Below are 23,682 nucleotides of genomic sequence, written 5' to 3'. Positions count from 1 at the left end.
ATTGCCTTTTATTCTGTTCATTGTGACCGCCAAAGGCTGCTTAGAGAATTTTCCATTTTTTGATATAATTGGCTTGCTTTTGTGTAAAGGTAAGGAAAATTTTGATGCGTTACCGCATTCATGGGAACAAGTGAGAAGCCGCCGGAAATATCCTGGAATTGACATATTATAGAGAACGTGATATAAAAAATATAATAATTGGCATGAGAAATGCAGGATTTGCCGCTGGGTACAGCAGAATATTTTTGGGATTGAGCCAGAAGCATGGAGAAGTAGGATATGGTACAGTATTTAGAAAAAATCGAAAAGAACAAAAGCTACAGCACGAAAATCTATCAGCAGATCAAATCGCTGATCATTACAGGCAAGCTGAAAGCGGGAAGCAACGTCAACGAACGGGAATTTGCCTCCATGCTGGGGGTGAGCCGGACGCCGCTGCGAGATGCGCTGACCCTTTTGGAGAAGGAAGGCTGGGTGGAGCAGAACGGAAAAATACGCATGGTTGCTCCTCTGTTGTGGCGGAACATTCTGGAACTGCTGGAGATTCGGGAGCCCATCGACATGCTCGGCTTTGAGCTGGCCTTTTATAAATATACACCGGAGGACTTTGCCCACCTGCATGGCATCCTCCAGGAGATGATGGACGTTACCAAGCAGGATCACGGTTCCTATTACAGCATCATGGCGCTGGATACCAGCTTTCACCGCTATATCAATCGAAAATCCGGGAATAGCATCTTATTTACCTTTTCGGAGGAGATCAACGAAAAGGTGACCCGAGCTTCTATCCTTAGCATGAAATACAGTGGAAAGGACGGCAATGCTTTTGCTCAGGAGCACCTTGCCATTCTGAAGTGCATGGAGAGCGGGGACTATGAAAATGCGTGCCGGTACCTGTCGGAACACTACAGCGCATGGAGGCAGCGAATGCTCTCGCTGCCGGGACACCTTGGCTTTGATCCGGCGAATCTGGATACCAAGCTTCAAGAGGAGTTCGTTACAATAGACAAATAATATCGATAATATTTGGATAATATAGAAAATTCGCATGATTTGGGTTGACTTTTTGGTGTACTTGATGTATAAATAGATTGCTATTTTTGGTATGCCAAACGCCAAATGCCAAATACCAAGTGCCAAGATAAGCAGAAATTGGATTAGATGGTGTAGGGGAAAGAAATGTTTCCGCCATCATAATTAATGTAAGAAAGGAGAATCAAAAATGAAACTAAAAAGGAACCTTGCATCCCTGCTTTCTGCCGTCTTGTTGCTCCCAGTGCTGGCCGGTTGCGGAAGCGGGGACTCCGGCAGCAACAACGAGCCCCGGGTATTAAAATTTACCGATCAGAACTCCGCATCCTCCGATGCCGGCATCTGGGAACAGCTTTTTGCCGACAAGGTATATGAGTACACAAAAGGCGAGCTGGAAGTTCAATGCTACTTTGACAACACCCTGTGCGGCTACGATATGCAGCCGCTCCAAGCTGGCATTGTGGACTTCATTCAGTATGTTCCCTCCTCTGCTGGCGACCTGGATCCCAGGCTGGGAGCCTTTGACGCCCCCTATGTCTATCGGGACGCGGCGCACCAGGAGGCGGTGTTCAACCCCTTCACCTCTGAGCCCCTGCGGGCCATTAACGAGGCACTGGAGGACGACCATGTCATGCTCCTCACCGCCTTCAACTCTGGCGACCGCCAACTGACCTGCAACTTCCCCATTTACGACCTGAGTGATATGAAGGGTGCCAAAATCCGCGTGGTCGCCTCCGACCTCTATCAGGTGCTGTTTGCCAACGCCTTCGGTGCGGCCGCTACGCCAATGGCCTTCAGTGAAGTGGCGACCGCCCTGATTACCAATGTCATTGACGGACAGGAGAATCCTTACTCCACCCTGGTGAGCTCCGCCCTGTATGAGGTTCAGGCCTACTGCATGGAGACCCGCCACCTGCCCACAAACCTGGGTCTGTGGATCAACCGTGAAACCTTTGACAGCCTGACTGAGGATCAGCAACAGGCCGTGATGCAGGCTGCGGTAGATGCCACCCACGAGATGAATCAGCGCATCGTGGAAAAGGAAGAGGGCTACAAACAGATCTGCATCGATGGCGGCATGACGGTCATCACCGAGGAGAACGGTCTGGACTTGGCTAGCTTCCATGAGGCCGCTGAGACAGTCTACGACTATTTTTCCGACGACTGGGGTGACATGATTGAACTGATTCAGAACGTCGAGAGCGAGTAGACGATTCTTCATCCGCACGTCCGTCGGGCATTCCCTGCTAATTTGTACGAAAGGAGATATTGCCATGTCTGCTTTGGGAAAAATCTGGGACGGGTTCCGCAGCCTTGTTAATTCTGTCTGTGGGATCTTCCTTATCGTCGTCATCGCGGCGCTTGACATTCAAGTTCTCTGCCGGTCTTTTCTGGGCTTTTCCACTACATGGAGCGAGGAAGTGGCTATGATGTGCTTTACCGGCCTGATCTTCTGCTATCTTGCTCAGGCGGAGAAGGAGGAGGCGCACCTGCAACTGGAGATTATCTATCAGATCTGGCCCAGAACTAAATTTTGGCTAATGGTAATCGGCAAGGTGATCTGCTGCATGTACTGCGCTTTTGTCATCTACAGCGAATACCTTCTGATTCCGCCCATTTCAAAGCTGACTACCGCTGCCACTCACATTCCCATCGTTGCGATTCATGCGCTGATCGTTCTGGGATCCGCCATGTGGATTATCCAGAATCTAATTAGTATTTCTGCCCTGATCAAAGAGAGGAGGGCTGAGAGAGCGTGAACATGCTGTTGCTGTTGCTTGGCTTTGTGGCCTTGCTGGGGGTCGGCGCCCCCATCGTGGTGGCTATGGGTCTGCCTGCCATCGCATACTATATCCTGACCGACACGTCGCTGGCACTGGTGGGCTACTCTTTTTATCAGTCCTGTATGTCCTTTTCCCTGCTGGCGGTTCCAGCCTTCATCCTTATGGGCAATCTGGTCAGCGAGCTGGGAGAGACCACCCGCGGCTTTGACTTTGCCCGGGCGCTGGCAAAGGGAAAACGGGGTTACTCCTCCCGCGTAGCGGTTGTGTTGAGCCTAATCTTTGCTGGTATGTCCGGCGCGGCCATCGCTGGTGTGTGCGGCTTGGGCCCTATCTTCGTGGATTCTATGGAGGAGGAGGGCTACGAGCGGGAATACGGCGCGGCGCTGACTATCGCGTCTTCCACCGTAGGTCCCATTTTCCCGCCCAGCATTCCACTGGTGCTTTACGCCACTGTGGCTCAGATTTCCAGCGTGAAATCCCTTCTGGGCGGCGTAGTTCCCGCCATTGTGATGTCTGCCAGCCTGTTTATCTATGTCCTACTGGTGGACAAGAGAAAGCTGGTCAACCCGCCCAAGCCTTCCGTCACGAAGAAGGACGAGCGGCCGCTGGGGATCCTGTTCCTGCGTGCCCTTCCCATCATGATGGCTCCCATTCTGATTCTGATTACTATGCTCTCCGGTATATTCAGCCCCGGCGAGACCGGCGGTATGGCGGTCTTGTATATGCTGATCCTGGGCTTGTGTCATCACTCCCTCACCTGGAGAGGCTTCCTCAACTGTGTAAAGGAAACCTGCAAGTCTGTGGCATCAATTATGGTCATCATGACGGCTGGCGGCATCTTCACCAAGGCGCTGATGCTGGAGCAGTTGCCAGAAAAAATCATGTCCCTGATGGGCCCTATCGCCCATATGCCCATGGTGGTCATCATCATGATCAACATTATCTTGCTGATTATGGGTATGTTCATGGAGAGCAACTGTGCGCTGATCCTCACCGCTCCCATCGTATTGCAGATCACCGCCAGCTTTGGAATGGACCCCGTCTACATCGGCGTGATGATGGTTATGAACCTGATGATCGGCCTAAGCACTCCGCCTTTTGGCCTGTGCATCTATGCGGTCGCCCGGGTGGCCAACGTGCCCTCTGAAAAGGTCATCAAAAGCGTGGTACCCATGTATATCCCACTAGGCATCGCCCTGATTCTGACAACATTTTTCCCTGCTCTGTCCACCTTTGTCCCCAATACCGTGATGGCGATGCTGGGGGCATGATGGGGACGGCCGCGCCATCCCTCCCGCCTTTCCCCGAACCAGAAAACATATATCAAAAATTTGAAAAGGAGTATCACAACTATGACACAAGAAGAACTGTTTCAACTGGCACTGACCACTGACCCGGCCCAAATTGGGCACAGTGTCCAGGGCGGATATATGACCGGCATCTTCCCAATCAGCGACCACTTGAAGGTAATCGGTCCTGCCTTTACCATCCGTTTGCCCGGCACAGACAACGCCATGCTGTATTATGCGATGAAGCAGGCCCCCAAGGGCTCCGTTATCGTGATTGACCGAATGGGGGATAAGCGGATTGCCTGTCTGGGAGAGATGGTCGCCCGTTCCGCTAAGGTGCTAGGTATGGCCGGCATTGTGGTGGACGGCCCCAACACGGATACCCGCGCCATCCGCGAGATGGACTTCCCCGTCTTTTCCACGGGTCGCGCCTGCGTAACCAACACCTTTAAAGGGCTGGATGGAGAATATGGCATTCCTGTGAACTGTGGCGGCTGCGTAGTCCGCCCCGGCGACATCGTCTACGGTGACCTGGACGGTGTCGTCTGTGCCCCTGCGGACCAGTTTGAGGAGCTGGTCCTGCACGCCAAGCAGCAGGACGAGAACGAGGTTCTCTGGCGGCAGAATTTTGAGGCCGGTGGCTATGTCGACAAGTTCATCAATCTGGAAAAGCTTGTCAAGATTGGCGCCCAGGGCGCGATTGCGGACCTATGTAAGGTTGACAAGTAATCATCTGCCATGAATTGCAAGAAGGAGGCACCAGAAATGAAGCGGCAGAGCACCTTTGTCCTGGCCCAACTGGCGTCAGACGGAGATCCCACAGTCAATTTTGAGAAGGCTAAAAGGGCGGTTGCCGAGGCAAACGAGAAGTACAAGCCGGATCTGATGGTATTCCCCGAGTGTTTTATGAGCTACTTTTCAGACCACCCGCCCCGTGAGGTATCGCTGGCGACTGCCCAGCATCTGGATGGCACCTTTGTCACCGGTATGCGTGAGCTGGCCAGGCAGTACGGGCACTGGATCATCTTTGGCATGAACGAGGCGGTGGAGGACCCTGAAGATGACCGCAATTACAATACCATTGTGGTAGTGGACGACAGCGGCGAAATTGTATCCTGCTACCGCAAAACTCATCTGTATGACGCCTTTGGGTATAAGGAATCTGATAACATGAAACCAGGCGACAAATTTTTTGAGCCCATTGACACGCCGTTCGGTAGGATCGGGTTGTTTGTCTGCTATGAGGTCCGGTTCCCTGAAGTAGCCCGTTATCAGCGTTCCAGGGGCGCGGACATTATTATCATGCCAACCGCCTGGGTGCGCGGCGATCTGAAAAGCCAGCATTTCAATACATTGATCGCCGCCCGGGCGATTGAGAATACGGTCTATATGGTGGCCTGCGACAACTGCGGCCCAATGTTCATCGGGGAAAGCGTTGTTATGGACCCGATGGGCGTCACTATAGCAGCCGCTGGCGAGGAGGAAGGGCTGATGTGTGCCCATATCGACCTAGACCGTGTGGAGCGCGTGCGCGCCAAGCTTCCCGCCTATAAAGACCGCCGCCCCGAACTCTATACCATCTGACCCAACCATCCGCATACAAAGGCGGAACCTAAAGTCTTTTGATCATCGTAATATGGCCCTTTGAATATTCAGTTTGGGAAACGTGCTGCGCTAGGTTTCCCAAACTGTTTATTTTATTGGGACGAAAAATCGCAAGAAGAAGCCGAAAGGACACACTTGCTTTCCGGGCTTATGCCTGGCCTTTCTGATCATCAGCGTAGCTGATTCATTCTGAGTGAGGAGCTTACAATGGGATTTTTGACTGGCAGTTGGTTGCTACTGTCAGAGGCTTCGTGGTGCTTACCCCTGTGATGGCCCAGTCCATGAGCCCGGTTAGTACCTCCTTGTTACACACATTTAGATTCCTCGGAAATCTTCTGACTAACGATTCCGGCAGAGAGGTGTTCCTTGGAAAAGTAGTGAGTCGCCTAACCGCAACAGGGGCCAGTATGTTGCGTTCCGGTGGGCTTCTGATGCCGGATACGAGTCCTACCCGCAGTTAAATCTGGGATGAAAGAAGTACTGTTCTGTCATCGGACAGGAAAACAGCATGGATAGACCAGCCAATTAACCTTTTAATAGACACATCTGGCATAGTGTAGATGCCCAGTAAAACGAACAGTAAAAAAAGGCCCCTGATGTAGGAAAATAGACTACATCAGGGGGTATTGCTATAAGAAAACGGAATTATACACATATGCAGGAATGTTACCTGCAATAGAAGCGATGGTCCAGGCAGGGAAGACGAAACGAAAAATAAATGAACACTTTGGCTTCAAAGATAATGAATGGAGAAAAAATCAAGGAATGTCTCAGTATATTCCTGGTGACAAAACAGTAGTGAGCCGAAAATGTATTAATATGATGGAATGCCATGAGCACATGCCAAAGATTTGTACATAAGGCGAAGCAGAATGGTAACATGAGAAAAGGAAGGTACACATTCTTGATGTATCTCCCCTGCTCTTTCCCTGGTATGTCAAGTCTCATTCAATCATCGTAAATTCGTGGTAAAATAGTTGCTTTTTACTTGATGAACAGTCCCTAAATACTGTATTTATGAGATTATCAAATTTACTATATTACTATATTTGATTTTGCAATCGTTAATGGGGGACCCTCAGCGCGGCAGAATATCCTCTGGGTCCCAGAGATATCCCCTTTGCTCCATCTCCGCGCTGGACAACAGGGAGAAGCCGTGCTCGCCATATTGGGACAGGTCCAGGTGGTACTGGCTCTCCGGGAGTTGAATGACATTCCAAAAATGGGGGGCGCCGTCCAACGAGCCCTCAATCACCTGACAGGAAATATCCAGCCGGTTATAGACCATAGCGGCCGCCAGGGCGAGCCCCTGGTCGTCGGCCCCCTTCTCCAGCAGGGCATGGTAGGCGGTGGACCCACCCTCTGGATCATATCCGCCGGCGGCATGGATGGCCTGGGCGGCTGCAGGGAGTAATTCCTCCGTAGTGAAGAACTGAGATTGGAGAATCGCCGTCATTTTTTGAACGGTCTGGTCTAGAACTTCCCTGCGGTGAACCAGCTCCTGCTCGTCCAGGTGGTAGTGCAGGCTGATCTCCACCACGCGCTGACTGCCGCTGTCTGGATAGAAGGCCACCGTGGCCTCAGGGAGATCCAGGGCGGTAGCCGGCGTAGCAAAATAGGCTTCCCGGACCAGATCCAAAATGTAGGCCTCATCCCCGTCAAAATAGCTAAGGCGAAGCACAGATTCTGGAGCGAAGGACGCCAGACTCTCCTCCAGTTCGCCACGGATGGCGGCAGCCCCGGTGGCCGAAACGATGGAGGCCACCTGTTCTCTGGTACGGCGATAGATGATCTGGACCTGGGCCTCGGAGTAGGTGACGATAGAGTCCACGCTGTGTTTGATGTACTCCACGGCATAGGCGCCCAAGGGGTCCTCCTGGACCACCTCACGGCAGGCATCCTCCAGGTCCTTGGCCACATCCTCAGAGTCGATGTACAGACGGATGGTGCCGTTCTCCGCCCCGGTGCTGACCATGTAGATGAGCACATTGACCAGCTCCTGATAGCTGTCCGCCCGTAGAATGGAGGTATCCCCTTCTGTGGTAGGAGCCGCGTTGTGGGTCGTGATGTCCAGATACTCCCGGTCCAGCATGGAGGAGCACCCGGACAACAGCAGGGCGGCAGAGATGGCCAGACAGGCCAGAGATCGTTGCTTCATCAGTACACAGCCTTTCTTTGGCGGCCGGTTTTACATACCGAGCTCCTGGCCGATCAGTATGACCTCCATATGGGGATGGTTTAGGGGCGGCGCCCACAGGACAGTGAGGACCCGGCAGATTCGATCCGGGCTCTGGCAATCATAGCAGCGGTCGGCCTTCACCGCGCATGGGGTCCTTCTGCCCATACTCTGTGCCCTCTTGGGGGCCGCTACATTCCTAGCCCGCCACAGAGCGGAGTCCAAATCAGGGGCGATCTTATTGGTCCCTGCCACAAAGTAGACCTCCTGGTGTCCAAAGGCGGTAGAGGCTACTCGGTTCCCGTTTCCGTCAATGTTGATGAGCTCCCCGGTTTCTGCCACCGCGTTGACAGAGGTGAGGTACACCTGGGTGGACATGGCGTCCGTCAGGTCGCCCCCCTCCCAGTGCCAGACAACTTGGTTATGAGAGGACAGCTTGGGGTATAGCTCCATGCTTTTCAATGTCATGGAGCCGCCAAAGGCCACTGTCTTGCCGTTGATCCTGCTGTCCAGATAGTCGGCCGCCTCTTGTGGGGTATCAAAGTACCGGACGATGTAGCCCTTTTTTTCCAAATTCGCGGTCAGCTTTTTTAAATCTGTCATCGCAGTATTCCTTCCTTTTTCTATATTTCATTTGGATGATAGAGCCGGAAGCCGTGGCCCAGGACCTCATGGGCATCACAGACGATCAGGAAGGCTTCGGGGTCCAGCTCCTTTACCGTCTGTTTGATGGCCACGATCTGCCGCTGCTTGAAGGCGCACATGAGTACCTGCTTCTCCTCGCCGCTCCAGGCGCCCTGACCATGGAGGACGGTCACCCCGCGCTCCAGCTGGTGGACGAGACCGTCCAATACGGGGCTGGACTTTTCAGTAATGATATAGGCGACCTTGGCGCTGTCCATGCCATAGAGTACCTTGTCGATTACTACGGTAGACAGGTAGAGGGAGATGATGCCATACAGGGCGCTGTTCAGGCTGCGGAAGGCCAGAGCCACCGCCGCGATGACTGCCAGGTCCACCGCCATCAGCAGCCGACCCATGGGCAGGTGACCGAAGGGCAGCTTCAAGAGCCGGGCAATCAGGTCCGTGCCTCCAGTGGTGGCCCCCTGGAGCAGAATGATGCCTAGGGACAGGCCTATTAGGACACCGCCGAAGACACTGGCCAACATAGGGTCCATGGGCTGGAATGAGTGGATAGCAGCCACGATGTCCACGCCCAGGGAGGTGGCGGCCATGGCGAAGAGAGAGGACAGCAACAGACGGCCGCCCAGGTACTTCCAGCTCAGAAGAAACAGGGGGATGTTCAGCGCTATGACCGCAATACCGATTGGGATAGCCGGGACTGCAGCGTTGATGATCTGGCCGAGACCAGTGATGCCGCCTAGACTGATTTGGTTGGGGACATAGCACCAATTGAAGCCAAAAGAGAAAATGGCGGAGGCAGCGACGATCCAGAAACAGCTTTTTATCGCGGAACCAAGTCCTTTTTTACCCATTCAGATACCTCGTTTGGATTCAGATGAGCTGGATCACAGCAGCGTCAACTGCTCCTCGCCCCGGTCCTCCTCCTTGAGCAAGGCGCCGGAGACAGGCAGGGAGCGGGCACGATACCGGGCGGCATTGACGATGGCAGTGCGATCCAGCGGCAGCACTTTCTCCACCCGGTATTTGGGCTTCAGCGTCATGACATTGACGCCCTGGGTGCTCCTGGTGGTCTTGGGGTTTAGGCTGGCGGTGTGGAAGACCACACACCGCCCCTCGGTGGAGATCACCGCCGCCTCAAAGTCCTCGATGAGCAGGAAGGCAGCCACCAGGGGGGACTTGTTGGAATAGGCGCCTGTGAGCTTCTTGCGGCGGGTCTGAGTTTGATAGGCGGACAGCTCCACCCGCGCGGCCTTGCCGTTGTCGAAGAAGAACAGTAGCTGGCCGGAGTAGTCCCCTGGAATACAGGCCCAGACTGCCCGCTCCTCCGGGTCCATCCCCAGCTTGGTGGGAAGATAGTCCCCTAACACGCTGGCCTTGGTGTCATCAAAGTCGGACAGGCGGGTCTTGTAGCACTGCTGCCGGTCGGTAAAGACCAGCAGCTCGTCCCGGTTGGAGGCCTCCCATTGGAGATATGGGCCGTCCCCTTCCTTGTATTTCTGCTCGCTGGACATCCGCAGGGACTGGGGAGTGATCTTCTTCAGATAGCCCTCCTGAGAGAAGAACAGGTGGACGGGGTAGTCAGGGATCTCCTCCTCCACCGCCATCACCTCATCTGCCTCATGGTCAAAGACGATGTCGGTCCGCCGAGGGACAGCGTACTTTTTCTTTACCTCCTCCAGCTCCCCAATGATGAGAGTCTGGATCCGCTTGGGGGAGTTGACAGTGTCCTCCAGGTCGGCGATCTCGTCAGAGAGTGTGTCCACCTCCTGGGTGCGTTTGAGGATGTACTCCTTGTTGATGTTACGCAGACGGATATCGGCCACATACTCCGCCTGTACCTGGTCGATGCCAAAGCCGATCATCAGGTTTGGGACGACCTCTGCGTCCTCCTCGGTGTCCCGGATGATCTGAATAGCCCGGTCGATATCCAAAAGGATACGCCGCAGACCCTTCAACAGATGCAGCTTCTCCTTTTTCTTGTTCATGGCGTAGTATACCCGCCGGCGGACCGAGTCCATGCGCCAGGCGGTCCACTCCTCCAGGATCTCCCGCACCCCCATGACCCGTGGCATCCCGGCGATGAGGATATTGAAGTTGCAGGACTGGCTGTCCAGCAGGGGGGTGAAGCGGAACAGCTTGGCCATCAGCTTGTCCGGATCAGCTCCCCGCTTTAAATCGATAGTCAGCTTTAGTCCGGACAGGTCGGTTTCGTCCCGCATATCGGCGATCTCCTTCACCTTACCGGCCTTGACCAGCTCGGTGACCTTGTCCATGATGGCCTCTGAGGTGGTGGAGTAGGGAATTTCGTAAATTTCGATCAGGTTCTCCGCCTTGTTATAGCGCCATTTGGACCTCACCTTAAAGGAGCCCCGGCCAGTGCGGTAGATCTCACCCAGAGCCGCCTCGTCATAGAGCAGCTCACCCCCCGTAGGCAGGTCAGGGGCTTTCAGGGTGGACATGATATCGTGGTCCGGGTTTTTCAAAAAGGCGATGGTGGTGTCGCACACCTCGCCCAGATTGAAGCCGCACAGGTTGGAGGCCATACCCACGGCGATGCCTTGGTTGGCGGAAACCAGCACGTTGGGGAAGGTAGTGGGGAGCAGGGTGGGCTCCTTCAGCTTCCCGTCATAGTTGTCCACAAAATCCACGGTGTCCTGGTCAATGTCCCGGAACAGCTCGGCGCAGATGGGGTCCAGCCGCACCTCGGTATACCGGCTGGCGGCCCAGGCCATATCCCGGGAGTAGACCTTGCCGAAGTTGCCCTTGCTGTCCACCAGGGGGTGGAGCAGGGCTCCATAGCCCCTGGATAGGCGGACCATGGTGTCATAGATGGCCGCATCCCCGTGGGGATTCAACTTCATCGTCTGCCCCACCACGTTGGCGCTCTTGGTCCGGGCGCCGCCCAGCAGATGCATCTGGTACATGGTGTACAGCAGCTTCCGGTGGGAGGGCTTGAAGCCGTCGATCTCCGGGATGGCACGGGATACGATGACAGACATGGCGTAGGGCATATAGTTGACTTCCAAAGTCTGAGTGATGGGCTGTTCCAACACCTCGGCCCGCAGGCCCATGACGTTGGGATTATTTACTTTTTTTGCCCCCTCATCGGGGACTTTCTTTTTCGCCATTGGTATCAGTCCTATCTTACACTCTTGTCAAGAGGATATTGTGATTGGGAGCTGGAACGCTTCCCGGCCGCCTGCCGCACTGGGATCAGGCTGGCCAGACAGAGGAGAAAAAAGCTCAAAATTTGAGCCAATAGAATAAGATCCTGATCAAACCGAAGGATGTTCCACAGAAGAAACCCCAGGGGGGCCAGGGCGGCGTTGGTCAGAAACAGGATGCCAAGTACCCGGCACCAGCGCCGCCGTACATCCTCGGGCACAGCTTGGGCGGCCTGGGTGGCGGGGAGGCGCTGTGAAACTAGACAGTGGTGACCAAGCAGAGCGGAAGCAGCTGTGATACAGCCGTCCAGGACAGGCAGCATGGGAAACCCGTCCCAGAAAACGAGAAAAGGAAAGAGTCCGGCGGCCAGAGCGACGACCAGGAAGTGGGACGAACGGTTCATCGTTTATCTGCCTCCTTTGGCGTGTATCTCAAGCCAAAGGGGGTGGCGGCTAGACCGCCTTTGCCTGTTTCCCGCAGGGTGTGTGGGAGGGACTGGCCCACCTCACGCATAGCGTCCAGCACTTGGTCGGGAGGCACCCGGCTCTCAATACCCGCCAGGGCCATCTGGGCGGCAGACAGGGCGTCCATAGCCCCGATGACGTTGCGCTTAACACAAGGGACCTCCACCAGCCCGCCCACCGGATCACATACTAGTCCCAGCAGGTTCTTCACCGCCATGGCGCAGGCGTTTGCCATCTGCTCCGGGGTACCGCCCTGGAGGTGGACCAGGGCGGGGGCGGCCATGGCGGCCGCGGAACCGATCTCTGCCTGACAGCCGCCCTCCGCTCCGGAGATGGAGGCCCGGGCGGCGATGACCATGCCAAAGCCGGAGGCCACATACAGAGCCTCTACCAGCCTGTCCGCTTCCGCTTGAAACTGTCTGGCATAGGGGAGTAGAACAGCGGGCAGCACCCCACAGGCCCCGGCGGTGGGGGCGGCCACGATGCGCTTCATACAGGCGTTGCACTCCCCCATACGCAGGGCTCCGGCCATTACCTCAGACAGGAAGGGGCCGCAGAGGGGTTTGCCTGCCCGAATATAGCGGGCCATTTTGCCCCCGTCGCCGCCGGACAGTCCGCTGTGGGAGCGGTCCGTTTCCTGATAGCTTCTGTCCGCGTCCTCCATGGCCTGAAGCATGGTGGCCATTTTGTCCCAGGACTGTTGTGGGGAGATGCCCTGACGCTGACAGTCTGCCTGACGGATTGCGTCCCAGAGAGGGAGACCGGAAGAACTGGTCTCCTCCAGCATCTGTTGGATAGAAGTAAACTCAATCATTGACGTTCCTCCGACTCAGGCGTATATCGGGTGACCCGCAGGATACCGGGCAGCGCGCGGACCGCCTGGGCAGCCTCCTTAGGAATGGGCTGGTCGCATTCGATGACCATGACTGCGCTACCACCCCGCCCACCCCGGTTGAGCTGAAGGGTGGCCACGTTGATGCCCCGCTGTGCCAGCGCTCCGGTGACTTGGCTGACGCAGCCGGGCTGGTCGGAGTTGTGGACCACCAGGGTAGGCAGGGCCCCGGTAAAGGAGGTGTCCAGCCCGTCCACCTGGAACACCAGGATGCGGCCGCCGCCGGGGGAGGAGGCGCCTACTTCCAGTTGTCCCCCTTGGTCCCCCTCCAGACGGATCAGGACGCTGTTGGGGTGGATGTCCCGGAGGTCCCGGGTGGAGAAGGTGAAGGACAGGCCCCGCTCCTCCGCCAGGGCAAAGCTGCCCGGCACTCGGTCGTCGTCCGGGGACAGCCCCAGCAGGCCGGCGATGAGGGCCTGGTGGGTGCCGTGCCCCTCGCCGGTAGAGGCGAAGGAGCCGTGGAGAAACAGCTCGGCCCTCACGGGCTCCTGACCTAACAGTGACCGTGCCATCCGCCCGATGCGTACCGCTCCGGCGGTGTGGGAGCTGGAGGGGCCCACCATGACAGGCCCCAGGATGTCAAACAGGTTCATAGATGATTCCTCCGCTATGAGGTGGCGTGGGAAAGACAGAACAGAATAAGAAGCGGGGTAGATGTTTCGGAAAGAGCCGGAATAAAATACCCAAGCCGTTTAGAAAGACGGCGGCGGTTTTCTGGAGTGTCATCCGCCGTTCTTCGCCAGATATATGCCGCCATTGTTCAAAATAGCAGGGTGCTTGAACAGCGGTGTCAGCTTTGGATAATAGGATGCCCAATAGGAGCAGCCAGATACAAATGATGGCAGCACTCAATGGGATTGCCTCATTTTCTGATACTGCGCCCGCCTCCGCATATCCAGAAAGGCTTAGGAGATATCCGCCAGCTCCAAATATTTATGCCCATTGTCCGCAATGTGACTTTTCCGGCCCGCCAGGTCGTCGCCCAACAGCAGATCAAAGATATAGGCGGTGCGCTCCACATCTTCGGGCATGACCTTGATAAGCCGCCTGGTCTCTGGGTTCATGGTGGTCAGCCACATCATGTCAGGCTCGTTCTCGCCAAGGCCCTTGGAACGCTGGACTTCGCACTTTTTCCCCTCCAAAGAGGCCACAATGTCATTTTTCTCCTTGTCAGAATAGGCAAACCAGGTTTTTTCCTTACATGTGATCTCGTACAGGGGAGATTCGGCGATGTACACATACCCCTCCTGGATGAGGGTGGGGGTGAGGCGGTACAGCATGGTAAGGATTAGAGTCCTGATCTGGAAGCCATCCACATCGGCATCGGTACAGATGACGACCTTGTTCCATCGCAGGGCAGACAGGTCAAAGGCCGCCATGTCCTTGGCGTGCCTGTCCTTTACCTCCACGCCGCAGCCCAGCACCTTCAGCAGGTCGGTGATAATCTCACTTTTGAAGATCTTGCCATAGTCGGCTTTCAGGCAGTTGAGGATCTTGCCCCGGACCGGCATGATCCCCTGATACTCGGCGTCCCGGCTCATCTTGACGCTGCCCATGGCGGAGTCGCCCTCCACGATATACAGCTCCCGCTTGGAGATGTCCTTGGTGCGGCAGTCCACGAATTTCTGTACTCGGTTGGCCAGGTCCATGGTGCCGGTCAGCTTCTTTTTGATGTTCAGCCGGGTCTTTTCCGCGTTCTCTCGGGCCCGCTTGTTGATAAGCACCTGTTCACCGATCTTCTGGGCCTCCTGAGGGTTTTCAATGAAGTAGACCTCCAGCTGGGACCGGAGAAAGTCGGTCATGGCCTCCTGGACAAATTTGTTGTTGATAGCTTTCTTGGTCTGGTTTTCGTAGCTGGTCTGGGTAGAGAAGTCATTGGAGACCAGTACCAGGGCGTCCTGGATGTCGTTAAAGGTGATCTTGCTCTCACTCTTGGTATATTTGTTCTGTCCCTTCAGCCAGCCGTCGATAGCGGAGACAAAGGCGGAGCGCACCGCCTTGTCCGGGGAGCCGCCGTACTCCAGCCAGGAGGAGTTGTGGTAATGCTCGATGACCTGGACCCGATTGGAAAAACAGAAGGACACGGACAGCTTCACCTTGTACTCCGGCTTGTCAGCCCGGTCCCGGCCTTTTCGCTCCGTCTGCCAGAACACAGGCTGGGTCAGTGCATCCTCCCCCACCAGCTCTGACACATAGTCCTGGATTCCGTTGTCATATCGGAAGTCGGTAGTCTCGAACCTGCTGCCCACCTGGTTTTTGAAGCGGAAGGTGACGCCGGCGTTGACCACCGCCTGACGCTTCATGGTGTCCAGATAGTAGTCCACGGGAACATTGATGTCGGTGAACACCTCCAGGTCGGGCTTCCAGCGGAAGGTGGAGCCGGTCTTCCGGCCCCGGTCAGTGGGCTCCTTTTTCAGCCCGCCAATATTTTCCCCCTTTTCAAAGTGGAGGGTGTATTTGAAGCCGTCCCGCCAGATGACAGCGTCAAAATATTCGCTGGCGTACTGAGTGGCGCAGGCGCCCAGGCCATTGAGGCCCAGGGAATATTCGTAGTTGTCCCCATCAAGGTTGTTGTATTTGCCGCCGGCATACAGCTCGCAGAAGACCAGCTCCCAGTTGAACTTCTGCTCTGTCTCGTTCCAGTCCACCGGGCAGCCCCGGCCCTGGTCCTCCACCTGGATCGAGCCATCCTCAAACCGGGTGACCGTGATAAGGTCGCCGTGGCCCTCCCGGGCCTCGTCGATGGCGTTGGACATGATCTCAAAAACGGCGTGCTCGCAGCCCTCCAGCCCATCGGAGCCAAAGATAACACTGGGGCGTTTACGCACCCGGTCGGCCCCCTTCAGGGAGGAAATGGATTGGTTGCCGTAACTGTTATTTTTCTGGGCCATAGTATTCTGTTCCTCACATTTCAAAGCCCGCCGGTTGTGCCGGCGTCTGGGATTTCATTTTTATAGAAAAGGACGCAATCATACACTATATATAATATTACCAAAAATTGCGGTGGAAAGTCAAGGAAAGGGGAGGTCATCCTGTGCTCCGGGTGCATAAAGGACATAAGAACGCCAAAGACTGTGAGAAAGGGGGATGGGTATGGAGTGTTTTCAGGTCATCGAGTCGGGAGAGGGCATCGAAGGACGTATCTTGCGAGCACTCTCTCGGAGAGGCGGTATGACAGAGCGGTATGCGGCGCTGGAGCACCCGGCCCTGCTGGTGGTATCACCCCAGGCGGCGGCCGAAGGCGCCGAGCTCCCAGGCGCCTGTCGGACCATCCTGCTGCCAGGGGACGCGGGAAGGATGCTGGAGGGGCTTCGGGCGGCGAGCGCGGTGAGCTATGGAAGCTCGCCCCGGGACAGCCTGACCATTTCCAGCCGGGAGGGGGACAGGCTGTGGGCTGCCCTCCAGCGGGAACTGGTGACCCTGGGCGGCCAGGTGGTGGAGCGGCAGGAGTTTCCGCTGCCTCTGGGACCAGACGGGAGGGCTATGTCTGACCTGGCGGTGGCCGGTGCGCTGCTGCTGCTGGGCGTGCCTCCGGAAGAACTAGAGGGAGAGGATCGGGGCGAGCGGCTCTGACGCAATTTTTTCTTTTGCCAAACAAACCCAGCCAAAATTCTGCATATCTGACCTGTTCCAGCAGATACTATGCCTGTCACAGTAAATTGAACCGCAGGAGGCAAAATCATAGATGAAAGCGACTGGAATCGTGCGCCGGATCGACGACCTGGGCCGCGTTGTCATACCCAAGGAGATCCGCCGCACCATGAGGATCCGCGAAGGCGATCCGCTGGAGATCTACACAGATAAGGATGGCGGAGTGATCTTCAAAAAATACTCCCTGATGGGCGGGCTGGTGGACTTTGCCGGCCAGTTGTGTGAGACCTTGAACCGGACCACGGGCCGGGTGACAGTCATCACCGACCGGGACAGCTGTATCGCGGTAGCCGGGGCACCCAAGCGCGAGCTGATGGAAAAGCAGGTATCCTCTGAACTGGAACGGCTCATGGAGGGGCGGCAGATCTACCAGCACAAGGGGGGAGAGGCGCCGCTGCCCCTGTGTACCGGAGAAGATAAATTCTGCCTGGACACCGTGGCCCCCATTCTTTCAGAGGGGGACGTGCTGGGCAGCGTAGTCTTTGTCGGCCGGCCGGAGGAGCTGGAGGGCGGCGAGGTGGAATACAAGCTGGCCCAATCCATCGCCGGCTTCCTTGGCCGCCATATGGAGGGATAAGGAAAACCGGGAGCGAGAAGCTCCCGGCTTTTTTGCGCCTGTCCGATAGAAAAAGAGGGGTTACAACCCGGCCCGGAAGAAATTCAGAGCGTTTTGGTACATGATCTTCTGGACCAGGGTGGGGGGGATGCGCCGTCCGGTCAGATAGTCCCACAGTCCCGCCGCCTTAATGGGACTGTCCAGACAGGGGGGCAGGTCGGCTCCGTCGAAGTCGGAGCCTAGAGCCAGACAGTTCTCCGCGCCAAGGTCCAGAAAGTGGGCCGCATGGCGGTACAGATCGTCCAGGCCGGCGGGGCAGCCGTCAGAGCGGAGGAAGGGGGAGTAGTAGTTCAGCCCGATCAGACACCCGCGGGCGGCCATCTCCCTAATCTGCCAGTCAGTGAGGTTGCGCCGGTGACCGCACACCGACCGGGCGTTGGAGTGGCTGGCCACAAAGGGCTTTTCCGAAATATCCAGCAGGTCTTCAAAGCCCTGGTCGTTCAGATGGGACACATCCACCAGAATGCCCTGCCGCTCCAACGCCTGAACGGCGGCCTTCCCAAAGGAGGACAGGCCCCGGTCCGTCTCATGGCCGGAGCCCAGCTCGTTTTCTCCGTTCCAGGTGAGGGTCATCATCCGCACTCCGTCCCGGGCCAGCCGCTCTATGCGCTCCAGCCGTCCACCCAGGGCTGCTCCATTCTCCACAGTGAGGATAACCGCCGCCTTTCCACAGTCCCAGGCCCGGCAGATATCGTCGGCGGTGCGGCAGGGAAGGACCTGGGAGGACAGGCAGCCCATCTGGCGGATAAAACTGCGCTGATGGAAGGCGTAGTAGCCCTCGGCCTCCTTTGGGGTCAGACCGTCGGGGATAAAGATGGCGCAGCACTGGCACCAGCTTACCCCCTGGGGAATCTTGGACAGGGCAAAGGAGGAGAGGGGGTCGTCCAGCGTGTCCCGGCAGCGGGTGGGGTCCATAAACGCGGTGAGAGTGTCACAGTGAAGGTCGAACACGGCAGAAGCGGGCATGGGGAACCTCCTTTTGTTTTTTTCATTCTATGCGTGGGACCTGGAGTTATTCTGCTTAGAGACCCGCTTGGGGTTGGAGGGGAACCAGCCCTTAGCCACCCGTTTTTCCTGCTGCTTCAGCTCCAAGATGCTCCAAAGACAGCTGCAACCCAGCACCCCCAGGGCAGAGGCGCCTATGGAGTTGTCTACCAGCAGACTGCACCCAAGAAAAACCAGTCCGGCCAACAGAAAGAAGGGCCAACATCGGGCGGACCAGTGGTACTCGGCACGAATGACAATAGGGTGGAACAGGCCGATACAGGCAAAGCACAATACAGCGGTGATGATACCTTCCAGATTCATATCGATCGATTCACCCCGGCTTTCTCATGGTTAGGCTGATCCGCTTTTTCTTCTCGTCTACCTCCAGGACCCAAACGGTGACGATATCCCCTACGGTGAGCAGTTCGGAGGGGTGCTTCACCCGCCGGGGCAGCTTAGAGATGTGGACCAGGCCATCCTGGTGTACACCGATGTCCACAAAGACGCCAAAATCAATGACGTTGCGCACGGTGCCCTGAAGCTCCATGCCCGGCTGTAGGTCTTTGGCCTCCATAACATCAGTGCGGAGGATGGGGGGCGGCAGCTCGTCCCGGGGATCCCGGCCCGGCTTCATCAGCTCTTTGATAATGTCGGCCAGGGTAGGAAGTCCTGCTCCGCATCTCTCTGCCAGTTGGGCAAGCCCGATGGCCTCCGCCCTGGCCTTCAATTCCGACAGTTTCCCTGCCTTCACGTCGTCCAGCGTATAGCCGCACTCCGCCAGCAGCTTTTCCGCGGCTCCATAGCTCTCCGGATGGACGCCGGTGTTGTCCAGCACGCTGCCGCTCTCCGGCACCCGGAGAAAGCCGGCGCACTGCTCAAAGGCCTTGGGGCCTAGCTTTGGCACCTTCAAAAGCTGCTTCCGGGCGGTAAAGGGGCCATTTTCTTCCCGGTAGGCCACTAGATTCTTGGCGGTGGCGGCGGTCAGGCCGGACACCCGCTGGAGCAGGGAGGGGGAGGCGGTATTGGCGTCCACTCCCACCGCGTTGACACAGTCCTCCACCACACCGTCCAACGTTTCACCCAGCCTGGCCTGGGGCATGTCGTGCTGGTACTGGCCTACGCCGATGGCCTTGGGGTCGATCTTCACCAGCTCGGCCAGGGGGTCCTGGAGCCGCCGGGCAATGGATACGGCGCTGCGCAGGTTTACATCGAACTGGGGAAACTCCTCGGCGGCCAGTTTGCTGGCCGAGTAGACGGAGGCCCCCGCCTCGCTGACAATCATGTAGGACACTCCGCCGCCTATCTTTTTGATGAGCTCTACCGTCATCTGCTCGGTTTCACGGCTGGCGGTACCGTTTCCGATGGCGATATGCTCTACCCCATATCTCTTGATGAGAGAGGCCAGCTTGGCGATGCACTCCTGCTTCTGCCGCTCTCCGTGGGTAGGATAGACCACCGCCGTGTCCAGCACTTTTCCGGTGCCGTCCACCACCGCCACCTTGCAGCCCATCCGGTAGCCAGGATCCAGCCCCATGGTGACCTTGCCCTTGACTGGGGGCTGCATGAGTAATGGCTTCAAATTTAGGGCAAACATATGGATGGCTCCCTCGTTGGCCTGGTCAGAGAGGGTACTGCGGATCTCCCGCTCCATAGAGGGCTGGATGAGTCGGTCGTAGGCGTCGTCCGCCGCGTTGCGGACGAACTCCATAGCGGCGGCTCCAGGGACAGTGAGGCGGCGGACGGCGACATGGGCGGTCTCCGGGTCCAGCTCCACCGATACCTTCAAAATACCCTCCCGCTCTCCACGGTTGACGGCTAGCACCTGATAGCCTTGGAGGCGCCCTACGGGACACTTAAAGTCATAATAAAGCCGGTACACACTATCCTCCGGCTCCTTGTCCGCCGCCCGTGAGACCAGCACGCCCCGTCGGAGATACAGGTCCCGGAGCTCCTTGCGAATCTCCGCGTCGTCCGAGATAAGCTCGGCGATGATATCGCTTGCCCCCTGAAGGGCGTCCTCCAAAGTTTCCACGCCTTTCTCCAGATCGACAAAATCTGCTGCCGCCTCCTCCGGTGTCACGGCAGGCCCTTTGCCAAACAGCAGCAGAGCCAGGGGCTCCAGCCCCCGTTCTCTGGCTGCGGTGGCCCGGGTGCGCCGCTTTTGTTTATAGGGACGGTAAAGGTCCTCCACCTCAGCCAGAGTTATCGCCCTATCGACGGCAGCCGCCAGGTCTTCGGTGAGTTTGCCCTGGTTCTCGATAGATGCCTTTACCTCCGACTTTCTGGCTTCCAGATTGCGCAAATACTGGAGCCGGTCCGCTAATTGGCGGAGCAGCTGGTCGTCCATGGAGCCGTGGAGCTCTTTTCGATACCGGGCGATAAAGGGGATGGTGGCTCCCTCGTCGATAAGGTTGACCACATTTTTTATGTGTGCTTCGCTGCGGCCCAGCTCACGGGCTAGGGCCTGAATGATAGCGTCCATAGCATTCTCCTTGGTGAAAAATTTTGGGGTAGCGGGGCGTTACGGCTGGAGCGTCGATTTGTAATAGGTCCCAAAATCGGCCAGGGCGTCGATAATGGGCAGCATCTCTTTTCCCAGCTCGGTTAGGCCATACTCCACCCGTGGGGGCATGGTCTGATAGTCCCGGCGATAGGCGAGGCCGTCATCGATCATCTGGCGCAGGCTGTCCGTCAGCACCTTCTGGGAGATCCCGTCCAGATCCCGCTGCAGCTCGTTGAAGCGCCACGGGCGCGCCTTCAAATTGCGCAGGATCAGCAGCTTCCACTTCCCGCCAATTAAGGATACCGCGGTGGCCACTGGACAGGCCGGAAGTTCCTCCTTCGTTTTCATGGCGATACACCTCCGGGCACAGTATAGCACATCGTTTTTCGCGTGTACAGTTATAAAAAGGTGCGTACTTGTAGCCGAGTATGCGGTGGCTGTACACTAAAGGCACGCAAGGCGACTTGCGAACAAGATTTGGAGGTCAAAACCATGACAAACTACACGAAAATCAACATTGGTACTGAGGACCGCGCCGAACTACATGATAAGCTGGGCCTGACCGGCGCGGAGGTCAGCGTCAACCGGCTCCCCGCTGGGGCAGGGGTGCCCTTTGTACATTCCCACAGGCGAAACGAGGAGATCTACGGTATCCTGGCGGGAGCGGGCAGGGCGGTCATCGACGGAGAGAACGTCTCCCTCGCCGCTGGGGACTGGCTGCGGGTCGCCCCGGCTGCCAAGCGACAGTTCTCCGCGGCGGAGGATTCCGGCGTCACCTATGTCTGCATTCAAGTCAAGGAGGGCTCCCTGGGCGGCTTCACCGCGGAGGACGCCGTCGTGCACTGAATCAAAGAAGCGGTCAAGGTGGCACAGGGACTGCCCTGACCGCCCCCTTGACGGGAAGTGATGCGCCTGTGGGCATCCAGTATGGTGCAACAACTCGGCACGCCACAAGTCCTGCTTTCCTTTTCTAAGACGCTGTGCTATAATATTCCCGCCTCAGGTGCCCGGTTTCCGGGAGAATAGGGAAGAGACGTATGTCCACGGTCACGCCGCTGTGAGAGGGGAGCCCACCCCCGATGTGCCGCCGGCATCTGCCGGGAAGGCGGGGGAGCGGGTGGAGAGCCTTGAGTCAGAAGACCTGCCTGGGAGCTTGCTTGCCCGCGCCGCGAGTGACGGCAAGGGCGGAAGGAAAATATTATGAGAAACAGGAAAACCCTGCTGGCGGCCGCAGCGCTGATGATCGTCGCCGCCCTCATGGCCGGCCTCTGGTACTTCACCAGGCCCCAGACCCAGGTGGGCGACAAGACTGTGGTGGTGGAGGTGGTCCACGGGGACGAGAGCGCTAAGGAGTTTACTTACCACACTGACGCCGAGTATCTGGGTCAGGTGCTGGTCGAGGAAAAGCTTGTGAAGGGCGAGAGCAGCCAGTTCGGCTTATATATTACTACAGTAGACGGGGAGACCGCCCAGGAGAGTGAGAACCAGTGGTGGCGCGTCACCCAGGACGGCGAGATGGTGAACACCGGAGTGGACACCACCCCGGTCCAGGACGGCGACCACTTTGAGCTGACTTTGTCTACCTATTGACCATGGGAGAGAGGAGACCCCTCAACGGGGCGAAAAAAGTGGTGCTCTGTGGACTGATGGCCTCCACGCTGACAGTGTTGAAGATGGTCCTGTCCCCTCTGCCCAACATCGAGCCGGTCTCCCTGCTCATCCTGGTGTACGCTCTTGTTTTTGGAAGGCAAGTCCTCTCGATCATCCTTCCCTTTGTGGTGGTAGAGGGACTGCTGTACGGCTTCAACCCTATGTGGTGGTTAGGCTATCTCTATGTCTGGCCCCTGTGGGGCCTGATCTGTACCAAGCTGCCTCCGGGCCGCCCGCTGTTACTCGCAATGGCAAGCGGCACCTTTGGACTGGCCTTCGGGGCGCTGATGTCGGTCCCCTATTGGGTCACCGGCGGCCCCTGGGCGGCCCTGTCCTGGTGGATATCCGGTATCCCGGCAGACCTGCTCCACTGTGGGGGAAATTTTGTCCTGGCCCTGGTGTTGGCCGACCCGCTGTATCAGGTCCTGTGTAAGTTGCGAGACAAAGTGTTCCGCTGAATCATGCCGAAGAAGGAGAACGACCATGGAGGAACAGATCAAAAGGCTTCAGGAGTGGATCGATGGGAGCGAGTCCATTGTCTTTTTCGGCGGGGCTGGAGTGTCCACCGAGAGCGGCATTCCTGACTTCCGAAGCGTAGACGGCCTGTACAACCAGAAGTATGACTATCCCCCGGAGGAGATCTTGAGCCGCACCTTCTTTGACCGAAGGCCGGAGGAGTTTTACCGCTTCTACCGGGACAAAATGCTCTGCCTGGATGCCCGGCCCAATACGGCCCACCAGAAGCTGGCCCAGCTGGAGCAAGTGGGTAAGCTCCGCTCAGTGGTCACCCAGAACATTGACGGGCTGCACCAGATGGCCGGGTCAAAGCGGGTGTGGGAGCTGCATGGCTCGGTCCACCGGAATTTCTGTATGCGCTGTAAAAAGCCCTATCCCGTGGAATTTATCCGTGACAGCCAGGGGGTACCCACCTGTTCCTGTGGGGGGACGGTGAAGCCTGATGTGGTCCTCTATGAGGAGTCGCTGGACAGCCGGGTGCTGGAGGGAGCTCTGGCCGATATCCAGCAGGCGGACCTGCTCATCATAGGGGGCACTTCGCTGGCGGTCTACCCGGCGGCCAGTCTGGTGAACTACTACCGGGGAGACCGGCTGGTCCTCATTAACAAGAGCCCCACGCCATACGACAGGCGGGCGGACCTAGCCATCGCCGGACCCATTGGAAGGATATTGGAACAGATACAGGCAGAAGGATAGAGCACAGAGGG

24 protein-coding genes and 1 riboswitch are annotated in these 23,682 nt (G+C 57.1%); of the genes, 12 read left to right on the top strand and 12 right to left on the bottom strand.

The window, feature by feature from the left end:
- Nucleotides 1-279 precede the first annotated feature (279 nt).
- From ACEVJK_RS01810 to ACEVJK_RS01785, 6 genes are all read left to right on the top strand, one after another.
- Nucleotides 280-1,014 (top strand): GntR family transcriptional regulator, encoded by a 735-nt coding sequence (locus ACEVJK_RS01810; protein WP_186852723.1) that lies wholly within the window; start codon nucleotides 280-282, stop codon nucleotides 1,012-1,014.
- A gap of 208 nt (nucleotides 1,015-1,222) precedes the next feature.
- The gene (locus tag ACEVJK_RS01805) at nucleotides 1,223-2,242 is read left to right on the top strand and encodes a TRAP transporter substrate-binding protein (RefSeq protein WP_240287106.1); all 1,020 of its coding nucleotides are present in this window, start codon (nucleotides 1,223-1,225) and stop codon (nucleotides 2,240-2,242) included.
- Between the two features lie 64 nt (nucleotides 2,243-2,306).
- Complete coding sequence (locus tag ACEVJK_RS01800; protein WP_186852721.1) at nucleotides 2,307-2,792, top strand: TRAP transporter small permease; 486 nt, start codon at nucleotides 2,307-2,309, stop codon at nucleotides 2,790-2,792.
- A 2-nt stretch (nucleotides 2,793-2,794) separates the two neighbouring features.
- Nucleotides 2,795-4,087: a TRAP transporter large permease gene (locus tag ACEVJK_RS01795; protein ID WP_374740040.1), complete on the top strand. Its 1,293-nt coding sequence runs from the start codon at nucleotides 2,795-2,797 to the stop codon at nucleotides 4,085-4,087.
- Between the two features lie 81 nt (nucleotides 4,088-4,168).
- The gene (locus ACEVJK_RS01790; RefSeq protein WP_186852719.1) at nucleotides 4,169-4,834 is read left to right on the top strand and encodes an RraA family protein; all 666 of its coding nucleotides are present in this window, start codon (nucleotides 4,169-4,171) and stop codon (nucleotides 4,832-4,834) included.
- 36 nt (nucleotides 4,835-4,870) lie between these two features.
- Nucleotides 4,871-5,689, top strand: a complete 819-nt coding sequence (locus ACEVJK_RS01785) for a carbon-nitrogen hydrolase family protein (RefSeq protein WP_240287107.1) — start codon at nucleotides 4,871-4,873, stop codon at nucleotides 5,687-5,689.
- Between the two features lie 1,099 nt (nucleotides 5,690-6,788).
- Here the strand turns inward: ACEVJK_RS01785 and ACEVJK_RS01780 are convergent.
- The 8 genes from ACEVJK_RS01780 to ACEVJK_RS01745 all read right to left on the bottom strand — a co-directional run bounded on the left by ACEVJK_RS01780 (nucleotide 6,789) and on the right by ACEVJK_RS01745 (nucleotide 15,943).
- The gene (locus ACEVJK_RS01780) at nucleotides 6,789-7,868 is read right to left on the bottom strand and encodes a hypothetical protein (RefSeq protein WP_374739849.1); all 1,080 of its coding nucleotides are present in this window, start codon (nucleotides 7,866-7,868) and stop codon (nucleotides 6,789-6,791) included.
- Nucleotides 7,869-7,898: 30 nt separating this feature from the next.
- Entirely contained in the window at nucleotides 7,899-8,489 is a 591-nt protein-coding gene (locus ACEVJK_RS01775) for a lactate utilization protein (RefSeq protein ID WP_147570694.1), read from the bottom strand.
- A 20-nt stretch (nucleotides 8,490-8,509) separates the two neighbouring features.
- Nucleotides 8,510-9,382 carry a YitT family protein gene (locus ACEVJK_RS01770; protein ID WP_186852716.1) on the bottom strand — a complete coding sequence of 291 codons (873 nt, stop codon included), beginning with the start codon at nucleotides 9,380-9,382 and terminating at the stop codon, nucleotides 8,510-8,512.
- A 33-nt stretch (nucleotides 9,383-9,415) separates the two neighbouring features.
- Nucleotides 9,416-11,659 (bottom strand): DNA gyrase subunit A, encoded by a 2,244-nt coding sequence (locus ACEVJK_RS01765; protein ID WP_374739848.1) that lies wholly within the window; start codon nucleotides 11,657-11,659, stop codon nucleotides 9,416-9,418.
- Nucleotides 11,660-11,670: 11 nt separating this feature from the next.
- The gene (locus ACEVJK_RS01760) at nucleotides 11,671-12,099 is read right to left on the bottom strand and encodes a hypothetical protein (protein WP_374739847.1); all 429 of its coding nucleotides are present in this window, start codon (nucleotides 12,097-12,099) and stop codon (nucleotides 11,671-11,673) included.
- Nucleotides 12,096-12,971, bottom strand: a complete 876-nt coding sequence (gene sdaAA, locus ACEVJK_RS01755; protein ID WP_374740039.1) for an L-serine ammonia-lyase, iron-sulfur-dependent, subunit alpha — start codon at nucleotides 12,969-12,971, stop codon at nucleotides 12,096-12,098. The genes ACEVJK_RS01760 and sdaAA overlap by 4 nt, the downstream gene beginning before the upstream one ends.
- Nucleotides 12,971-13,645: an L-serine ammonia-lyase, iron-sulfur-dependent subunit beta gene (gene sdaAB, locus ACEVJK_RS01750; protein ID WP_374739846.1), complete on the bottom strand. Its 675-nt coding sequence runs from the start codon at nucleotides 13,643-13,645 to the stop codon at nucleotides 12,971-12,973. Before sdaAB ends, sdaAA begins: the two co-directional genes overlap by 1 nt.
- 312 nt (nucleotides 13,646-13,957) lie before the next feature.
- Nucleotides 13,958-15,943 (bottom strand): type IIA DNA topoisomerase subunit B, encoded by a 1,986-nt coding sequence (locus ACEVJK_RS01745; RefSeq protein ID WP_186852712.1) that lies wholly within the window; start codon nucleotides 15,941-15,943, stop codon nucleotides 13,958-13,960.
- Nucleotides 15,944-16,145: 202 nt separating this feature from the next.
- On the opposite strand from ACEVJK_RS01745, the gene ACEVJK_RS01740 reads away from it, so the two are divergent.
- Both ACEVJK_RS01740 and ACEVJK_RS01735 read left to right on the top strand, forming a co-directional pair.
- A complete protein-coding gene (locus ACEVJK_RS01740; RefSeq protein WP_147570688.1) occupies nucleotides 16,146-16,625 on the top strand; it encodes a hypothetical protein in 480 nt (159 codons plus the stop codon).
- A gap of 112 nt (nucleotides 16,626-16,737) precedes the next feature.
- On the top strand, nucleotides 16,738-17,280 hold the full coding sequence (locus tag ACEVJK_RS01735; protein WP_186852711.1) for a stage V sporulation T C-terminal domain-containing protein: 543 nt from the start codon (nucleotides 16,738-16,740) through the stop codon (nucleotides 17,278-17,280).
- A gap of 60 nt (nucleotides 17,281-17,340) precedes the next feature.
- Here the strand turns inward: ACEVJK_RS01735 and ACEVJK_RS01730 are convergent, their stop codons facing one another.
- The 4 genes from ACEVJK_RS01730 to ACEVJK_RS01715 are packed head-to-tail and all read right to left on the bottom strand — an operon-like array spanning nucleotide 17,341 to nucleotide 21,157.
- The gene (locus ACEVJK_RS01730) at nucleotides 17,341-18,285 is read right to left on the bottom strand and encodes a dipeptidase (RefSeq protein WP_374739845.1); all 945 of its coding nucleotides are present in this window, start codon (nucleotides 18,283-18,285) and stop codon (nucleotides 17,341-17,343) included.
- 27 nt (nucleotides 18,286-18,312) lie between these two features.
- The gene (locus ACEVJK_RS01725; RefSeq protein ID WP_147570671.1) at nucleotides 18,313-18,627 is read right to left on the bottom strand and encodes a DUF4491 family protein; all 315 of its coding nucleotides are present in this window, start codon (nucleotides 18,625-18,627) and stop codon (nucleotides 18,313-18,315) included.
- A gap of 10 nt (nucleotides 18,628-18,637) precedes the next feature.
- Complete coding sequence (locus ACEVJK_RS01720; RefSeq protein ID WP_374739844.1) at nucleotides 18,638-20,788, bottom strand: Tex family protein; 2,151 nt, start codon at nucleotides 20,786-20,788, stop codon at nucleotides 18,638-18,640.
- A 39-nt stretch (nucleotides 20,789-20,827) separates the two neighbouring features.
- The gene (locus ACEVJK_RS01715; RefSeq protein WP_147570669.1) at nucleotides 20,828-21,157 is read right to left on the bottom strand and encodes a helix-turn-helix domain-containing protein; all 330 of its coding nucleotides are present in this window, start codon (nucleotides 21,155-21,157) and stop codon (nucleotides 20,828-20,830) included.
- A 144-nt stretch (nucleotides 21,158-21,301) separates the two neighbouring features.
- On the opposite strand from ACEVJK_RS01715, the gene ACEVJK_RS01710 reads away from it, so the two are divergent.
- The 4 genes from ACEVJK_RS01710 (at nucleotide 21,302) to ACEVJK_RS01695 (ending at nucleotide 23,671) form a co-directional block, all read left to right on the top strand.
- A complete protein-coding gene (locus ACEVJK_RS01710; RefSeq protein ID WP_240287115.1) occupies nucleotides 21,302-21,655 on the top strand; it encodes a cupin domain-containing protein in 354 nt (117 codons plus the stop codon).
- 138 nt (nucleotides 21,656-21,793) lie between these two features.
- Nucleotides 21,794-21,973: riboswitch (cobalamin riboswitch) on the top strand.
- Between the two features lie 36 nt (nucleotides 21,974-22,009).
- Nucleotides 22,010-22,399: a DUF4430 domain-containing protein gene (locus ACEVJK_RS01705; RefSeq protein WP_186852707.1), complete on the top strand. Its 390-nt coding sequence runs from the start codon at nucleotides 22,010-22,012 to the stop codon at nucleotides 22,397-22,399.
- A gap of 41 nt (nucleotides 22,400-22,440) precedes the next feature.
- On the top strand, nucleotides 22,441-22,917 hold the full coding sequence (locus ACEVJK_RS01700; RefSeq protein WP_262669206.1) for a hypothetical protein: 477 nt from the start codon (nucleotides 22,441-22,443) through the stop codon (nucleotides 22,915-22,917).
- Between the two features lie 25 nt (nucleotides 22,918-22,942).
- Nucleotides 22,943-23,671, top strand: a complete 729-nt coding sequence (locus ACEVJK_RS01695) for an NAD-dependent protein deacylase (protein ID WP_340405212.1) — start codon at nucleotides 22,943-22,945, stop codon at nucleotides 23,669-23,671.
- Nucleotides 23,672-23,682: the final 11 nt, after the last annotated feature.

The organism is Flintibacter sp. P01028 (genome assembly GCF_041925235.1).
GTDB classification, from domain to species: Bacteria; Bacillota; Clostridia; order Oscillospirales; family Oscillospiraceae; genus Lawsonibacter; species Lawsonibacter aceti.
Note: the sequence above shows the minus strand (reverse complement) of the source record. Positions and strands in the feature narration are given on the sequence as shown.

What these genes read in the sequence shown, in the direction of transcription:
- ACEVJK_RS01705 (WP_186852707.1), top strand. Translation starts at nt 22,010, where the DNA reads ATGAGAAACAGGAAAACCCTGCTGGCGGCCGCAGCGCTGATGATCGTC.
- ACEVJK_RS01780 (WP_374739849.1), bottom strand. Translation starts at nt 7,868, where the DNA reads ATGAAGCAACGATCTCTGGCCTGTCTGGCCATCTCTGCCGCCCTGCTG.
- ACEVJK_RS01770 (WP_186852716.1), bottom strand. Translation starts at nt 9,382, where the DNA reads ATGGGTAAAAAAGGACTTGGTTCCGCGATAAAAAGCTGTTTCTGGATC.
- ACEVJK_RS01720 (WP_374739844.1), bottom strand. Translation starts at nt 20,788, where the DNA reads ATGGACGCTATCATTCAGGCCCTAGCCCGTGAGCTGGGCCGCAGCGAA.
- ACEVJK_RS01795 (WP_374740040.1), top strand. Translation starts at nt 2,795, where the DNA reads ATGCTGTTGCTGTTGCTTGGCTTTGTGGCCTTGCTGGGGGTCGGCGCC.
- sdaAB (WP_374739846.1), bottom strand. Translation starts at nt 13,645, where the DNA reads ATGAACCTGTTTGACATCCTGGGGCCTGTCATGGTGGGCCCCTCCAGC.
- ACEVJK_RS01785 (WP_240287107.1), top strand. Translation starts at nt 4,871, where the DNA reads ATGAAGCGGCAGAGCACCTTTGTCCTGGCCCAACTGGCGTCAGACGGA.
- ACEVJK_RS01735 (WP_186852711.1), top strand. Translation starts at nt 16,738, where the DNA reads ATGAAAGCGACTGGAATCGTGCGCCGGATCGACGACCTGGGCCGCGTT.
- ACEVJK_RS01810 (WP_186852723.1), top strand. Translation starts at nt 280, where the DNA reads ATGGTACAGTATTTAGAAAAAATCGAAAAGAACAAAAGCTACAGCACG.
- ACEVJK_RS01745 (WP_186852712.1), bottom strand. Translation starts at nt 15,943, where the DNA reads ATGGCCCAGAAAAATAACAGTTACGGCAACCAATCCATTTCCTCCCTG.
- ACEVJK_RS01715 (WP_147570669.1), bottom strand. Translation starts at nt 21,157, where the DNA reads ATGAAAACGAAGGAGGAACTTCCGGCCTGTCCAGTGGCCACCGCGGTA.
- ACEVJK_RS01765 (WP_374739848.1), bottom strand. Translation starts at nt 11,659, where the DNA reads ATGGCGAAAAAGAAAGTCCCCGATGAGGGGGCAAAAAAAGTAAATAAT.
- ACEVJK_RS01790 (WP_186852719.1), top strand. Translation starts at nt 4,169, where the DNA reads ATGACACAAGAAGAACTGTTTCAACTGGCACTGACCACTGACCCGGCC.
- ACEVJK_RS01800 (WP_186852721.1), top strand. Translation starts at nt 2,307, where the DNA reads ATGTCTGCTTTGGGAAAAATCTGGGACGGGTTCCGCAGCCTTGTTAAT.
- ACEVJK_RS01710 (WP_240287115.1), top strand. Translation starts at nt 21,302, where the DNA reads ATGACAAACTACACGAAAATCAACATTGGTACTGAGGACCGCGCCGAA.
- ACEVJK_RS01760 (WP_374739847.1), bottom strand. Translation starts at nt 12,099, where the DNA reads ATGAACCGTTCGTCCCACTTCCTGGTCGTCGCTCTGGCCGCCGGACTC.
- ACEVJK_RS01740 (WP_147570688.1), top strand. Translation starts at nt 16,146, where the DNA reads ATGGAGTGTTTTCAGGTCATCGAGTCGGGAGAGGGCATCGAAGGACGT.
- ACEVJK_RS01730 (WP_374739845.1), bottom strand. Translation starts at nt 18,285, where the DNA reads ATGCCCGCTTCTGCCGTGTTCGACCTTCACTGTGACACTCTCACCGCG.
- ACEVJK_RS01695 (WP_340405212.1), top strand. Translation starts at nt 22,943, where the DNA reads ATGGAGGAACAGATCAAAAGGCTTCAGGAGTGGATCGATGGGAGCGAG.
- ACEVJK_RS01775 (WP_147570694.1), bottom strand. Translation starts at nt 8,489, where the DNA reads ATGACAGATTTAAAAAAGCTGACCGCGAATTTGGAAAAAAAGGGCTAC.
- ACEVJK_RS01805 (WP_240287106.1), top strand. Translation starts at nt 1,223, where the DNA reads ATGAAACTAAAAAGGAACCTTGCATCCCTGCTTTCTGCCGTCTTGTTG.
- ACEVJK_RS01725 (WP_147570671.1), bottom strand. Translation starts at nt 18,627, where the DNA reads ATGAATCTGGAAGGTATCATCACCGCTGTATTGTGCTTTGCCTGTATC.